Annotated in this window: 13 protein-coding genes; 10 read left to right on the top strand and 3 right to left on the bottom strand. The window is 62.0% G+C overall.

The features are described from left to right. Positions 1–9: 9 nt before the first annotated feature. Together JQ567_RS27620 and JQ567_RS27615 are read right to left on the bottom strand one after the other, a co-directional pair. The gene (locus JQ567_RS27620) at positions 10–1,407 is read right to left on the bottom strand and encodes an MmgE/PrpD family protein (RefSeq protein WP_212441735.1); all 1,398 of its coding nucleotides are present in this window, start codon (positions 1,405–1,407) and stop codon (positions 10–12) included. A 31-nt stretch (positions 1,408–1,438) separates the two neighbouring features. Beyond that, positions 1,439–2,332: an NAD(P)-dependent oxidoreductase gene (locus JQ567_RS27615; protein WP_212441734.1), complete on the bottom strand. Its 894-nt coding sequence runs from the start codon at positions 2,330–2,332 to the stop codon at positions 1,439–1,441. A gap of 182 nt (positions 2,333–2,514) precedes the next feature. On the opposite strand from JQ567_RS27615, the gene JQ567_RS38930 reads away from it, so the two are divergent. Beyond that, positions 2,515–3,858 carry an MmgE/PrpD family protein gene (locus JQ567_RS38930; protein WP_212441733.1) on the top strand — a complete coding sequence of 448 codons (1,344 nt, stop codon included), beginning with the start codon at positions 2,515–2,517 and terminating at the stop codon, positions 3,856–3,858. Between the two features lie 48 nt (positions 3,859–3,906). Then, positions 3,907–4,284: a carboxymuconolactone decarboxylase family protein gene (locus JQ567_RS27605; RefSeq protein ID WP_192734580.1), complete on the top strand. Its 378-nt coding sequence runs from the start codon at positions 3,907–3,909 to the stop codon at positions 4,282–4,284. Positions 4,285–4,605: 321 nt separating this feature from the next. On the opposite strand, the gene JQ567_RS27600 is transcribed toward JQ567_RS27605, so the two are convergent. Further along, entirely contained in the window at positions 4,606–5,235 is a 630-nt protein-coding gene (locus tag JQ567_RS27600) for a TetR/AcrR family transcriptional regulator (protein ID WP_212441780.1), read from the bottom strand. A gap of 200 nt (positions 5,236–5,435) precedes the next feature. Between JQ567_RS27600 and JQ567_RS27595 the strand changes: the two genes are divergently transcribed. From JQ567_RS27595 to JQ567_RS27560, 8 genes are read left to right on the top strand one after another with little or no spacing between them, the layout of a single operon-like run. Then, positions 5,436–6,299 (top strand): xanthine dehydrogenase family protein subunit M, encoded by an 864-nt coding sequence (locus tag JQ567_RS27595; RefSeq protein WP_212441732.1) that lies wholly within the window; start codon positions 5,436–5,438, stop codon positions 6,297–6,299. A gap of 20 nt (positions 6,300–6,319) precedes the next feature. Next, positions 6,320–6,808 carry a (2Fe-2S)-binding protein gene (locus JQ567_RS27590; protein WP_212441779.1) on the top strand — a complete coding sequence of 163 codons (489 nt, stop codon included), beginning with the start codon at positions 6,320–6,322 and terminating at the stop codon, positions 6,806–6,808. Continuing rightward, on the top strand, positions 6,805–9,177 hold the full coding sequence (locus JQ567_RS27585; protein WP_212441731.1) for a xanthine dehydrogenase family protein molybdopterin-binding subunit: 2,373 nt from the start codon (positions 6,805–6,807) through the stop codon (positions 9,175–9,177). The genes JQ567_RS27590 and JQ567_RS27585 overlap by 4 nt, the downstream gene beginning before the upstream one ends. Positions 9,178–9,233: 56 nt before the next feature. Then, the gene (locus JQ567_RS27580) at positions 9,234–10,484 is read left to right on the top strand and encodes an ABC transporter substrate-binding protein (protein ID WP_212441730.1); all 1,251 of its coding nucleotides are present in this window, start codon (positions 9,234–9,236) and stop codon (positions 10,482–10,484) included. A 19-nt stretch (positions 10,485–10,503) separates the two neighbouring features. After that, positions 10,504–11,370 (top strand): branched-chain amino acid ABC transporter permease, encoded by an 867-nt coding sequence (locus tag JQ567_RS27575; RefSeq protein WP_212441729.1) that lies wholly within the window; start codon positions 10,504–10,506, stop codon positions 11,368–11,370. Between the two features lie 38 nt (positions 11,371–11,408). Then, on the top strand, positions 11,409–12,374 hold the full coding sequence (locus JQ567_RS27570) for a branched-chain amino acid ABC transporter permease (RefSeq protein ID WP_249165765.1): 966 nt from the start codon (positions 11,409–11,411) through the stop codon (positions 12,372–12,374). Next, entirely contained in the window at positions 12,371–13,126 is a 756-nt protein-coding gene (locus JQ567_RS27565) for an ABC transporter ATP-binding protein (RefSeq protein WP_212441777.1), read from the top strand. The genes JQ567_RS27570 and JQ567_RS27565 overlap by 4 nt, the downstream gene beginning before the upstream one ends. Then, a complete protein-coding gene (locus JQ567_RS27560; protein WP_212441778.1) occupies positions 13,119–13,823 on the top strand; it encodes an ABC transporter ATP-binding protein in 705 nt (234 codons plus the stop codon). Before JQ567_RS27565 ends, JQ567_RS27560 begins: the two co-directional genes overlap by 8 nt. Positions 13,824–13,830: the final 7 nt, after the last annotated feature.

Genomic DNA, 13,830 nt, shown 5'->3' with positions numbered 1-13,830 from the left:
CGTTATCGATCATGATGCCGGTCGCAGTTGCTGCTCGGACGGTTCAAGCCGACACCGGGCGGCGATGACGCGGCTGTCCGGAAGCGATGTGCAATTGTTCACTAGTTCTTCCAGATGCAGCGCGGGCTTGTCGCCGATGACGTCGGAAGCAGCACGCCGAAAGCGGCTGCGGATTTCGTCCAGTGTGGCCGCGATCACGTTGTCGAGGCGGTGGTGGATAGTCTTTGCCTTGCGAAGGCCAACAAGGACCTCGGCGCCCTGGTTGGCCGGGAATGCGGCGGTGAGATCAGGCGCGATTTGCAGCTCGGTCCGCTCGACGAGGCGGAGTATCCTGGGATCGTCGATGTCAGCGTAATTTTCCTCTTCGAGCGCGCCGCGCGCCAGCACGGCGGCGACGCTGAAGGGAATACTCATCTTGGCCTGCAGCGCGTTGTGAAAGGGCCCCTTCGAATCGCAGCCGGGGTAACGGACCGCGGCTTCCGGGACGCGAATGGCAACGGTCGCGATGTCGTCCGACGATCCGAGTTCGCGCGCCGCGCGCAGGGCAACCTGGGCTGCGGCTTGCGCAAAATTGCAGGCGGGAGCCGGCTTGTTGTAGACGGCCATGATTTCCGGCTCTGCGCCGGCGAACAGCCGTATCTCGGACGGAGCAGGCTGGCGGCGGAAGGCGGCGAACAATCCGGCTTCGCCCTCAAGGATCGTTTCCGAAGCGACGGCGCCGGCCTCCGCCAATTCGATCGCCGCAATCGCGTTGCGTGCCGCAAAACCGGGATGGAAGTACATCTCCGAGCCGCCCGCGCGCGGCCATTCGTTCAGGCCGGACGATGTGTTGGCGGCAATGGCAATCGCGCTGGTTGCGGCATCTTCGGTAAGGCCAAGAGCATAGCTTCCAGCTAACGCTGCGCCGAGCGGCGCAACAAGGCCGGTCGGCCGGAAGAGGCGGGCGAGGTCGGCGGTAAAGAGCGCGCGGCCGATCTGCGCGCCTGTCTCATAGCCGATGATTGCTGCGGTAAGGAATGTCGCGCCTGATAGCGGCGTTCGTTCCGACAATGCGAGCAGGATCGGCCAGATCACCACGCCATGATGGCAGATGCTGGCGGCGTGCATGTCTTCGCGCACCAGCCCGTGGCCCATGGTGGCGTTGGCGAAGGCCGCGTCGCCCGGCGAGGCGAGGGTTCGGGTGCCGATGACGGTTGCGCCGTCTCCGACCTCGCGCGCTATGGCGATCGCCTGGCGGCTCCACGGGTGATTGCGCGCCTCGAAGGCGCAGGAGAGAAAATCCAGCAGGCAGATTTTTGCCTTGGCGATGACTTCAGTGTCGAAACGGCCGGGGTCGACGGCAAGCGCGGTGCGCGTCAGCGCTCGCGCCAACGAAACCTCGCTTGGGCCGGTCGATCCGATCGTCATGGCAATCGCCTCTCGCGCCGGTGGCTTCGGTCTAGCCGCGCATTTCGACCCCGGCCCATTCCTCAAGCACTTTGGCGATCGAGGTGAAGTCGGATGACGCGCCATACTTGGCGTTGGTAATCGCGAGCATCTGCCGGACCACCGAGCCGCAGACCATCGGGACGCCCATGGCTTCGGCTTCATCGACGCAGAGCCGCACGTCCTTGTAGGAGAGGCCGGTGGTAAATCCGAAATCGAAGGTGCCGGGAAGCACGGCGCGGGGGAATTTGTCCTCGGAGGCGCTGTTGCGGCCGCTGCTGGCGTTGATGATGTCGATCAGCACCTTGGCGTTGACGCCGCCCTTGACGCCCATCGCCACCGCTTCGGAGGTGATCACCAATGCTGCCGCGGCCATCAGATTGTTGGCGAGTTTTGCCGTCTGCGCCGTGCCCGGCTTGTCGCCGGTGTAAAACAGCTTTCCGAAATGCTTCAGGATCGGCTCAACCCGGTCATAGGTCGCCTTCGGGCAGGATACCATCACCGCGAGCGTGCCGTTCACCGCGCCCTTGATGCCGCCGCTGACCGGCGCATCGACCAATGTCAGGTTCCTCGGCTCGAATCCCTTCGCAATCAATTTGGCGGCGCCGGGTCCGGTGGTGGACAGGTCGATCAGCACCGTGGCGCGGTTTCCGGCAACGATTCCATCGGGCCCCAGCGCAACCGCCTTGACGATGTCGGGGGTAGGCAGACTGCACAGCACGATATCGGCGCTCGATGCGACTTCGGCAGGCGATTTCGCAAGCCGTGCGCCGCGCGCAAGCAGCGCCGTGGTCGCCTCGCTCTGCGAATCGTAGACGCACAGCGAATAGCCGGCGTCGCGCAGGCGCCCGGCCATCGGTCCGCCCATGCGGCCCGTTCCGACAAAGCCGATTGTTTCCGCTGCCATGGTTCGCTCCCTGTCGCGCCGCAAGCACGGGCGCATTCTTGTTCTTGCCGCGCCAGGGTTCCCCGGTCGCGTTTCGCCAAATTTCCAGATTGTCAGTCAATCTGTCAAGCATAAGATTTTTGTCGACAGGCGATGTTGCGTCGGAATAGGGTCGGAAAAACAAGGACCGAGGAATTTGCTCAGTGCGGCAAGATGAAGCGCAAGGCGCCGGCACGACATTCGCCGATTTCGTTGCCGACACGGTGTGGGCGGATGTCGCCGCGCAAAATCACGAGGCTAAACGCTCGATCCTGAACTTCTTCGCGACCGCGCTCGGGTCGGCAAATGACCCTGCCGTCACTGCCGCGTTGCGCACGTTGTTGCCGTTCAGCGGCGCCGCGACATCCGCGGTCATCGGCCGTCCGGAGCGGCTCGATGCGCTGGCTGCGTCGTTCGTCAACGCGGTTTCGGCCAATCTGCTCGACTTTGATGATACCCATCTGGACACCATCATTCATCCGGCGGCGCCCGTCGCAGCTCCGGTCCTGGCATTGGCGCAGGCGCGGGGATTTTCGGGGCGGGCCGTTCTCACGGCATTCATTCTTGGCGTGGAGGTCGAATGCCGCATCGGCAACGCGGTGTCTCCCGGGCATTACGCGCGCGGCTGGCACATCACCTCGACCTGTGGGGTATTCGGTGCGGCCGCAGCCTGCGCGAAGCTGCTTGGGCTTCCGGCGGACCAGATTTCAAATGCGATCGGAATTGCCGCCAGCCAGTCGGCCGGGATCATCGAGAATCTCCCGAGCGCCGCCAAGAATGTCAGCGTCGGCAGCGCGGCGCGTAACGGTCTGTTCGCAGCATTGCTTGCGGCCGAAGGCTATTCCGCATCGCCTCGGGCCATTGAAGGACCACTCGGGTGGGCCCGCGCCATGGGAGACGAACCTGATCTTGGGCGATTGACGGGCAGCCTCGGAACGACCTGGGAGATCGCGAAGAATACCTACAAGCCTTATCCTGCGGGCATCGTGTTTCATGCCGTGATCGACGCCTGCTTCAATTTGCGGGCGAAGCTGGACGGGCGCATCGATGATATCGCCTCCATTACGGTGCAAGGCTCGGCGCTCCTGCTCGCGCGCGGTGACCGGCAGGTTCGCAACGAACGCGACGCACGGGTCAGCATTCATCACTGCGCCGCCTGCGCGCTGCTGCTGGGGGCGGCCGGCGTCACCGAGTTCGCGGACGCGACCGTATTTCGGCCTGAAATCGTGTCGCTGCGCCAGAAGGTGGGAGCGGAGCTTGACGCTTCGCTTCCGGATGGTGCCGCGCGTGTCATTATCCGCCTGACGTCGGGAGAGACGCTCAGCGAGATCGTGATGGCAGCGAAGGGCAGTCTTGCCGCCCCGTTATCGGATCGGGATATCGAAGCGAAACTGCGCGATTGTGCGCGGCTGGGCAGGACTGATTGGGACATAGATCGCATCATCGATGGTGTCTGGCGTCTCGACGAGCTTGCGGACGCCTCAAGCCTGATGAGGGCGCACGGCTGAGCCGCGCCGCCTCGAAAAACAGTTCTCAAACAATGGAAGGAACCAACGATGACTGAGTTGTTCGACAAGGGCCTGAAGGTTCGCAAGGAAGTGCTGGGCGAGGACTACGTCAACAAATCCATCGCAGGCGCCGACGAATTCACCCGGACGATGGCGGAATGGTCGACCGAGTTCTGCTGGGGTGCATTGTGGACGCGGCCGGGTCTGGACCGCCGCACCCGCAGCATCGTCAATCTGGCCATGCTCGGTGCGCTGGGCCGTCCCCACGAACTGAAGCTGCACGTAAAAGGGGCCCTCGTGAATGGGCTCACAAAAGACGAGATCAAGGAGATCCTGCTTCAGGTCGCCGTCTATTGCGGCATCCCTTCGGGAATCGATGCCTTCCGAAACGCGCGGGAGGCCTTCAAGGAAGTGGAAGAGCAATGACGCGGCCGTCGGGGCGGCTTCATCTCCAATCATAAGGGGCGAGAGATCATGTCGCGGTTTGCCGTTCAGGTACCGCGACATTCTCAGCGCCGAGTGAACATGATTTCATTGGACCAGGGATGCTGGACATAGCTCAAACTAGCCCATGATAGAAGGCGGCGTGTACACGATGTGTGCACCGAGCGATCAAGAAAATCTAGCGGCGACCAACGTCAGCAGACTGAACTGTTCGCGCTGCGGTGCCGGCGGCCATCCGCGGTGTTCCGCCGGTCGATGGAATCCAACTTCCGGAATCTTGCGCCAACGAATCGCGCATCGTGATCAGGGTTTGCTTTTGGATGCGACAAGCTCAGGCATCAGGGCCTTTGAGCCTTCGAGAAATAGCCTGACGGCGTCAACGACGACGTCATCCAGCTGCGTCGGTGTCGGAGTCTGATAGACGAAACGCCGGATGGCTATGTAGAAGATGCGGCCATGCAAGCCCCAGAACATTTCCACCTCGCGTTCCGAGAGTTTTACTTCATCGATCGGGGGAAGTTTGAGGTCGTGCCGCATCTCGCAGCAGGCGGGCTCGATAATTTCTTTTCGAATGATCTCGAGATAGCGTTTGGTGATGTCAAAAGACTTCATTCCAGAGAAGACGAATATCCTGACCCAGTTGTATTCGAACACGCGCTCGACATACTCCAGATAGAACCTCGTCAGCCTCGTCTGCAGTGGCAGACTCCGGTCGCGGATGAGGTCGCTCCATGATGGCGACCATCGGCTGAGATAAATCTCTTCATAGACCCGTTCGATCAGAGCCTCTTTGCTCGGGAAGTGGCGGTAGATCGCGGAGTGGGTGATGCCCATGCGCTTGGCAAACTCGCGCGTTTGTCCGCCAAATCCCTGCTCGGCAAAAAATCGCACGGCCTCATCGACGATGAAACGCTCTCGATCCGCGGCCCGCATATTTCGGCGTGGTCGCTTCTTCGTTGATTTAACTTCTTTTTTTGCCATTTCCAGTTCGCCTTGAGGTCGCTATCGATACTCTATTTCTCAATAGTGACCAAATGGTCGTTTTTAGTTGACTTCGAAAAACCGGCGTGATGTAGATTTCAGACCAAATGGTCACAAATTTGGGATGGATGAAACAGCCGGGAGTTTCCCCTTTGAAGGCGCGGGCATTCAGCTACGCACGGCCCTCCACCGTGATGGAGGCGCTCGAGGCGTTCGCGGATTCGGGCGAAGATGCGAGCTACATTGCTGGTGGCCAGAGTCTGGTTCCGGCGCTCGCCTTGCGTTTGCAAGCACCGCAACTGCTGATCGACATTGCCCATATCGAGGCGCTTCGCGGCGTTGAGCTGCAGGGGGACTGGCTGCGCATCGGCGCGCTCACCCGGCATTGCGAAGTGCTGACTGATCCGTTGATCGCTCGTCACGCGCCGCTTTATCACGCGGCGGCGCCGCACGTCGCGCATCCGGCGATCCGGAACAGAGGCACGATCGGCGGCAGCATCTCTCATTCCGATCCTGCGTCGGAGTTTCCGGCGATGACACTGGCGATGGGCGCCGAACTGGAACTCGTCAGCCGCACGGGAACGCGCCGCGTCGCCGCTGATGACTTCTTCATCGATCTGTTTCAGACCGCCATCGAACCCGGTGAGCTGCTCGTCGCCATCCACGTGCCAGTGATCCGGCCGGGACATCGATGGGCCTTTCGTGAATTCGCCCGTCGGCGCGGGGACTATGCGCTTGTCGGCTGCGGAATTCTGGTCGAGGTCGCGGGCGATCTAGTCGAGCAGGCCCGCATCGTGTTCTTCTCCGTTGGAAACACGCCGCTGCGTGCACGACAGGCCGAGCAATGTTTGATCGGCAAGCGATTGGACGAGGCCGCGGTGGCCGCAGCACAGGCGTTGGTCGGCGGCGACCTCGACCCGTCCGAAGATGAGCATGTGCCACCCGCGATGAAGCGTCACCTCGCACGCGTTCTTTTGGGGCGATTGCTCGGCCAGATCATGAGGCACGACTCGTGAGCGAACCGATCAATGTCAGCATGACGGTCAATGGAAACAGAGTGTCTTGCGGTGTTGAGCCGCGCAACACTCTGGCAGATTTCCTGCGCCAGACGCTTGAGCTTACCGGGACCCATACGGGCTGTGAAATGGGCGTTTGTGGGGCTTGCCTGGTCGTCGTCGATGGACGGGTCGTGCATTCATGCTTGATGTTCGCGGTGCAGGCGGGTGGCTCGGTGATCGAGACCGTGGAAGGCCTGACCGAACGCGCCGCGATTGCCGATCTTCAGGATGCGTTTCATCTGCGCAATGCCTTGCAATGCGGTTTCTGCACGCCGGGGATGCTGATGACGGCTTACAGCCTGCTGTCGCAGCCCGGCATTCCCACGCGCGACGAGATCCGAGATGCGCTGTCGGGCAATTATTGCCGTTGTACCGGGTACGAAGCGATCGTGGATGCGATCGAGAACGTCGCCCGTGACCGCGACGCGGCCTCCATTGCGCAGACGCGTGAGGGAGCCAGCGCATGAACGCACTTACCTCACTCGATCGTCCGAACTCCTACATCGGCCGCTCGGTCCCGCGGCCCAACGCCAAGCGGCTGCTGGCGGGCCGCGGCCGTTACGTCACCGACATCGTGCTGCCGCGCATGCTGCATGTTGCCTATGTGCGCAGCCCTTACGCCCATGCGCGGATCGTCTCGATCGACGCGCAAGCCGCGCGCGAGATGCCCGGGGTAAAGTTGGTCGCGACGGGGAAAGATCTCGCACGCCTCTGCACGCCGTGGGTCGGGACCATGGAGCATTTCAAGGGCATGAAATCGCCGCCGCAGCTGCCGTTGCCGGTCGACAAGGTGGTGTGGTCGGGGCAGGCGGTGGTCGCCGTCGTAGCGGATACAAGGGCGTTGGCCGAGGATGCCGCCGAGGCGGTCCATGTCGAATTCGAGGAACTTCCAGCTGTCGTCGATATCGACGCCGCCCGCGCGCCTGGTTCGCCTGTCATCTCTCCTGAACTGGGCAGCAATCTTTGCTTCCACGGCAAGATCGACACCGGAGGGGTGGACGACGTCTTCGCCAACGCGGCGCATATCGTCGAGGAGGAATTTCACTTCGGGCGTCATACCGCCGTGACCATGGAGCCGCGCGCGATCATCGCGGATTATGACGCCAGCGAGCCGCAGCTGACGGTGCATCATGCCACCCAGACGCCCTATCAGTTCCAGGACATCTATTCGCGCCATTACGGCATTCCAGAATCCCGTGTGCGGGTGATTGCGCCCGATATCGGCGGTTCGTTCGGCATGAAGCTTCACATGTACCACGAGGACATGGCCGTGGTCGGCCTCAGCATCATGCTGGGGCGTCCGGTGAAGTACGTAGCGGACCGCATCGAATCTTTTGTCTCGGACATCCATGCGAGGGACCATCGTGTCCTGGCTCGCATGGCGGCTGATGCCGACGGCAAAATTCTCGCAATGGATGTGGAAGATGTGACGGCCATCGGCGCCTTCTCCGCCTATCCGCGCACCAGCGTCGTCGAGGGCAATCAGGTTTACCGGTTGATGGGCGCGCCTTACACGTTCAGGAATTACCGCGCCGATCTGCAGGTGGTATTCCAGAACAAGGTGCAGATGAGTCAGTACCGCGCCGTCGGGCATCCGATCGCCTGCACGGTCACAGAACGGCTCGTCGACATGATCGCCGCGAAAACGGCGCGCGACGTTTTCGAGATTCGCAGCGGCAACCTGATACCCGACGATGCCTATCCCTGTACGTCGCCGACGGGCTACCAGTTCGAAGCGCTTTCGCACCATGCATGCCTCGCCAAGCTGCGGCAGCTGATGGATTACGACCGGTTGCGCGCCGAGCAGGCGAAGCTTCGGACCAAGGGCATTCATCGCGGCATCGGTATCGCAACCTTCGTCGAAATCACCAATCCCGGCCCGGCATTCTACGGCGTCGGCGGTGCGCGGATTTCCTCGCAGGACGGTGCCATCATCAAGATCACGCCGTCCGGCGATGTTCGCTGCTTGATTTCGGTGACGGAACTCGGGCAGGGCACCGAAACGATTATCGGGCAGATCGTGGCCGAACATCTCGGTGTCGACCGCAATCGCATCAAGGTCATCACCGGCGACACCGAAACGACGCCGCATGGGGGTGCCACCTACGCATGCCGCGGAGCCGGCATAGGCGGGGAAACCGCATTGCAGGCGGCCAGGAAGCTGAAAGCGAATGTGCTTTCGGTCGCGGGCGCCATTCTGCAGGAGGCGCCGGGAAATCTCGACCTCCAGAACGGCTGGATCGTCGAAACGGCAACGCTGCGCCAGCGCGTCGAACTGTCCGAAATCGCGCGCATCGTCTACTTCCGGTCAGACACGTTGCCGCCCGGTACCCAGGCCCAGCTTTCAGTAGCCCATCACTACGCGCCGCAGGGCTATCCCTTTGCCTTCACCAATGGCGTGCAGGGGTGCCATCTCGAGGTCGACGTCGAAACCGGCCTCGTCAACATCCTGAAAGTGTGGGTCGTGGAAGATTGCGGGCGCATCATTAATCCGCTGCTGGTTGACGAGCAGATTCGCGGAGGCGTCGTTCAGGGGCTCGGCGCCGCGTTCTTTGAGGAATGCGCGTACGGCGACAATGGCCAGCTCACCAATGGCTCGCTCGCCGATTACCTCGTTCCGATGGCCGTCGAGATGCCTGACATCGAGATCGGGCATGTGGAGACACCGACACTCGACACCCAGCTCGGCGCGAAAGGCGTCGGTGAGGCCGGTACCGCCGCCGCGTCGGCGGCAGCACTCAACGCGGTGAATGACGCGATGGCACCATTCGGCGGTTCGATCGCGCAGTTGCCAATGACCCCTGCACGAATTCTGAAGGCGCTTGGACACATCTAGCTGGAAAAACAGAACGAACTCAACGCAACAAAGAAAATATTCGATTGGAGGACACCATGACCGATAGCATTCGAAATATCACGCGGACGAGTATCTCGCGGCGCCGTGCCTTGGCTGGACTGGGCGCGGGCGCCAGCCTCGTCGCCATGCCGTGGATCGCACGTGCGGCGGACGACGCCATCCGCATCGGATTTCCAACGCCGCTTACCGGACCGTTCGCGGCCGAGGCCAAGGATCAGGTCAAGAGTGCCGAACTGGCCGTCAAGCAGTTCAACGACAAAGGCGGCATCAACGGCCGCAAGATCGAACTGCTGGTTCGTGACGACAAGCTCAATGGCGGCGAGGCGGCGACCCGCACGCTGGAGCTGATCGAGAAGGACAAGGTGCATGCGGTCGTTGGATCATTGTCGAGCGCGGTGCAACTTGCCGTCAACGAAGTGACGCGGGCACGTGGCGTCATCTACGTCTCGATCAGCCAGTCCGACACCATCAATGAGGTCAAGGATTTCAGCAAGTATACGTTTCATGAGGCGCTCAACCCGCATATGACGGCGGGCGCAGTAGCGCGGCACAGCTTCAAGAAGGGCACCAAGGTCGCGCATCTCGTCGCCGATTATGCTTACGGCCATGAAATGCTGCGTGGCTTCAAGCGGGCGCAGGCGGAGATGGGGGCCGAAACGGTTGGCGAGATCCTGCATCCGTTCGGCGCGGCCGATTATTCCACGTTCATGCCGCGTTTACGTTCGATGCGTCCCGACTTCCTGTGCATCAGCAATTTCGGTCGTGACCAGGCGAATTCGATCAAGCAGGCCGTCGATTTCGGCTTGAAGCAGCAGGCGAGGATTGTCGTGCCGGTCATCCTGCACAACCAGCGGCTGGCGGTCGGCCCCGAGGTTTTCGAGGGTGTCGTCGGTGGCGCGAACTATTACTGGGGCCTCGAGAGCCAGCTCCCGAGCGCAAAGGCATTCAACGATGCCTATCGGGCCGCCAATGGTGGCGCGATTCCGACCGACTATGGCGCCTATGGCTATACAGGCCTGTCGTCGTTGCTGATGGCCATGCAGGTGGTCGGCGGCACCGACACCGACAAGGTGATCGCTGCGCTCGAGGCTCTGAAGTACGACGTGGCCAAGGGGCCGCAAAGCTACCGGAAATGCGATCACCAGTCGGTGCAGTCGGTCCTCGTGCTCGAGTCGCAGAAGAAGGCCGACATGAAGAGCGACGCCGACCTGTTCAAGGTCGTCGCCAACGAGCCTGCCTCCGAGAAAGCGCTGCGCGGCTGTACCGAACTTGGCTTCCCCGCCTAACGAAAGCACTCACTCTCCAATGGATACCGAACTCATCCTGATGCAGCTCTTCTCGGGAGTTGCCCTCGGCGCGATCCTCGTGCTCACCGCGCTCGGCCTGTCGATCATCTTCGGCATGCTGGGCGTGGTGAACTTCGCGCACGGCGCGCTGTTCATGGTCGGCGCCTATGCGGGACTGTGGGTTGCGTCACTGACCGGCAGCTTCTGGTGGGGGCTGCTGGTCGCCCCGGTCATGATCGGCCTGTTCGGGATGTTGATCGAGTATTTCCTGGTGCGCCCGCTGTATGGCCGCTCGATCGACGACCCGCTTCTGCTCACCTTCGGGCTCAGTTACGTGCTCGTGGAGGGCGTGCGGATCGTGTTCGGCAGCGACGGCATCCCATTCCCGACGCCGCCGTCGCTCACCGGCGTGCTCGATCTTGGCGTCGGCTTCTTCCCGATCTATCGGATCTTCGTCGTCGGCGTCGTCCTTGTCGTGGTGCTGCTGCTGTGGCTGGGCCTCGAGAAGACCAGGTTCGGGCTGATCGTGCGTGCCGGCGCCCGCGACCCGACGATGATGCGGGTGCTGGGCGTCGATATCAGCAAGGTGTGGTTGCTGGTGTTCGGTCTCGGCGTCGGGTTGGCTTCGCTGGGCGGGGTCCTGTCGGGGCCGATGCGCAGCGTCAATCCGGAAATGGGGGCGCTGGTGCTCGCGGAAGCCTTCGTCGTGACCGTGATCGGCGGGCTTGGCTCGCTGCTGGGGTCGATCATCGCCGGTCTGGTGGTCGGAATCGTGATCAGCATGACCGCGCTGTTCGCGCCGGAAATGGCCACCATCGTGATGTTCGCGCTGATGGCGTTGGTCCTTTTGATCCGGCCACAAGGCCTGTTCGGAAAACTCGCGTGAGGGAACCGACCATGACATCCCCGGCGTTCGCCGCACCTATGTCGTCAAGCGTACGAAAGCCCGCCCGCTTGAAATCGCTGGTGACGACCTATCGCGTTCCATTGTCGATCATCGCGCTTTGCCTTTTGCCATGGCTGCTGCCGTCGAAGGCGCTGGCCGTCAACGTCCTGGTCTATGGCGTCGTCGCCGTCGGTTATAACCTTCTGTTTGGCTATACAGGCCTGCTGTCGTTCGGGCATGCGGCGTTCGTCGGCGCTGGTGCCTACATCACCGGTATCGCCATCGGTCAGTTCGGCGTGCCCTGGTACGCGGCGGTCCTGCTCGGCGTCATGGGTGGCGGGCTGCTGGCGTTCGCGATTGGTGCCCTGTCGACGCGAACGCGCGGGATCTACTTTTCCATGGTCACGCTCGCTTTGGCGCAGCTCGTCTATTACGTCGCGCTACAGGCGTCGTCCTGGACAGGTGGCGAAAACGGGCTGCGTGGCTTTACCGTGAACAAGATCAATCTGCTCGGCTACGACGTCAACTTCCTGGATCCGGTGAACAAGTACTACGTGCTGATGGCGTTTGCCGCGTTGGCGCTCTGGATCGTCTCACGCATTCTCAACTCGCCATTCGGCGCGGCGATCGAGGCAATCCGCGAAAACGAGCGACGTGCCAGGACCTGCGGCTACAATGTCGAACGGACCAAGCTGCTGTCCTTCACCCTGTCGGGGACGATATGCGCGCTCGGCGGCACGATGTCGGCGCTCCATCTGGCCTTCGTGCCGCTGGATTCACTGCACTACCATGCTTCCGGCATGATCGTGATGATGACGCTGCTGGGCGGCGCCAGCAGCTTCTTCGGGCCCTTTGTCGGCGCCCTGGTCTTCCTGGTGATGGAGGACGTGTTCTCGTTGTGGACGTCGCACTGGCAGATCATCGTAGGGTCGATCTTCGTGCTGTTCGTCCTGTTCCTGCCCAAGGGCATCTGGGGCACTTTTCTGGCAAGGGTGATGCGATGAACGCGCCGCTTCTCGCCGTCGACGATATCGGAGTGAGGTTTGGCGGCTTCGTGGCGCTTCAGGGCGTCACGACTGCATTTCATCCGGGACGGGTGACGTCGATCATCGGCCCGAACGGTGCCGGCAAGAGCACGTTATTCAATGTGTTGTCCGGCGTGCTGACGCCGTCGAGCGGAACGATCCGCTTCAAGGGCCAGGACCTGAAGGGAACGCGGCAGCACGAATTCGTGCACCGGGGTATCGCGCGCTCGTATCAGATTACCAACATCTTTCCCGACCTCTCCGTGCACGAAAATGTACGGGTTGCGGCCCAGGCAAGCCGTTCCCGCTACAACATCTGGACCAATCGGAAACGATTCTCCGAGCTGGACGTCCGAGCCGATGCGGCGCTCGAATCCGTTGGTCTGGTCGCCAAGCGCGACGAGATTGCCAAGTTTCTGGCACATGGTCAGCAACGCGCCCTCGAAATCGCAATCGCGCTGATCTCCGACCCCGAGGTGCTGTTGCTGGACGAGCCGACGGCGGGCATGGGACCGGAAGAAACCAAGGAGATGGTCGCGCTGCTGGAAAGGCTCGCTGCGGCGCGAACGGTCCTGCTGGTCGAGCACAAGATGAAGATGATCCTTGGCCTCAGCGACCGAATCCTGGTGCTGCACCATGGGCGGCTGATCGCCGACGGCTCGCCGCGTGACATCCAGACGGATCCGGAAGTCCGTCGCGTATATCTGGGACAGAACGATGGCTATGCTTGAAACCAAGGACCTGCACGCTTGGTATGGCGCGAGCCATACGCTTCACGGCGTCTCACTCGCGGTGGAACAGGGCGAGGTCGTGGCTCTGGTCGGTCGCAACGGCGCCGGGAAGACCACCACGATCCGCTCCATCATGGGGTTGATGCCGAAGACCACGGGCAGCATCGGCTTCGCCGGTGCGGACCTTGTGTCGCTGCGCGCGCATGATCGCTTCCGATTGGGCCTTGCCTATGTCCCGGAAGAACGCCGGATCATTCCGGGGCTTACGGTGCGCGAGAATCTTCAACTGGGCCTCGTGGCCGCACGCGACCATATCGACGAGCGCGAGGCGATCGAGGAAATTGCGGAAAGCTTCCCGCGCCTCAAGGAGCGCCTCGACCAGGAGGGTGTAACCATGTCGGGCGGTGAGCAGCAGATGCTCGCGATCGCCCGCGCCACGATCGCCAAGCCCAAGATGATCCTGCTCGATGAGCCGTCGGAAGGCATCATGCCGGTGCTGGTCGAGGAGATGGGCGTACTGTTCCGCCGGTTGCGCGACCAGGGTGTCACGCTGCTGCTGGTCGAGCAGAATGTGGAATGGGCGCTTCGTCTCGCCGATCGCGCGATCATCATGGATCAGGGCGAGGTCGTCTATGAAAGCAGCTCCGCTGCGCTGCTCGCCGACAAGGCGATCCAGGAACGTTATTGCGCGGTTTGATGCGCAT

This window comes from Bradyrhizobium sp. AUGA SZCCT0431, assembly GCF_018131065.1.
Lineage (GTDB): Bacteria > Pseudomonadota > Alphaproteobacteria > Rhizobiales > Xanthobacteraceae > Bradyrhizobium.
This window is presented reverse-complemented; position numbering and strand designations above follow the sequence as displayed.

What these genes read in the sequence shown, in the direction of transcription:
- JQ567_RS27585 (WP_212441731.1), top strand. Translation starts at nt 6,805, where the DNA reads ATGAACGCACTTACCTCACTCGATCGTCCGAACTCCTACATCGGCCGC.
- JQ567_RS27560 (WP_212441778.1), top strand. Translation starts at nt 13,119, where the DNA reads ATGCTTGAAACCAAGGACCTGCACGCTTGGTATGGCGCGAGCCATACG.
- JQ567_RS27615 (WP_212441734.1), bottom strand. Translation starts at nt 2,332, where the DNA reads ATGGCAGCGGAAACAATCGGCTTTGTCGGAACGGGCCGCATGGGCGGA.
- JQ567_RS27580 (WP_212441730.1), top strand. Translation starts at nt 9,234, where the DNA reads ATGACCGATAGCATTCGAAATATCACGCGGACGAGTATCTCGCGGCGC.
- JQ567_RS27600 (WP_212441780.1), bottom strand. Translation starts at nt 5,235, where the DNA reads ATGCGGGCCGCGGATCGAGAGCGTTTCATCGTCGATGAGGCCGTGCGA.
- JQ567_RS27565 (WP_212441777.1), top strand. Translation starts at nt 12,371, where the DNA reads ATGAACGCGCCGCTTCTCGCCGTCGACGATATCGGAGTGAGGTTTGGC.
- JQ567_RS27570 (WP_249165765.1), top strand. Translation starts at nt 11,409, where the DNA reads ATGTCGTCAAGCGTACGAAAGCCCGCCCGCTTGAAATCGCTGGTGACG.
- JQ567_RS27605 (WP_192734580.1), top strand. Translation starts at nt 3,907, where the DNA reads ATGACTGAGTTGTTCGACAAGGGCCTGAAGGTTCGCAAGGAAGTGCTG.
- JQ567_RS27620 (WP_212441735.1), bottom strand. Translation starts at nt 1,407, where the DNA reads ATGACGATCGGATCGACCGGCCCAAGCGAGGTTTCGTTGGCGCGAGCG.
- JQ567_RS27590 (WP_212441779.1), top strand. Translation starts at nt 6,320, where the DNA reads ATGACGGTCAATGGAAACAGAGTGTCTTGCGGTGTTGAGCCGCGCAAC.
- JQ567_RS27575 (WP_212441729.1), top strand. Translation starts at nt 10,504, where the DNA reads ATGGATACCGAACTCATCCTGATGCAGCTCTTCTCGGGAGTTGCCCTC.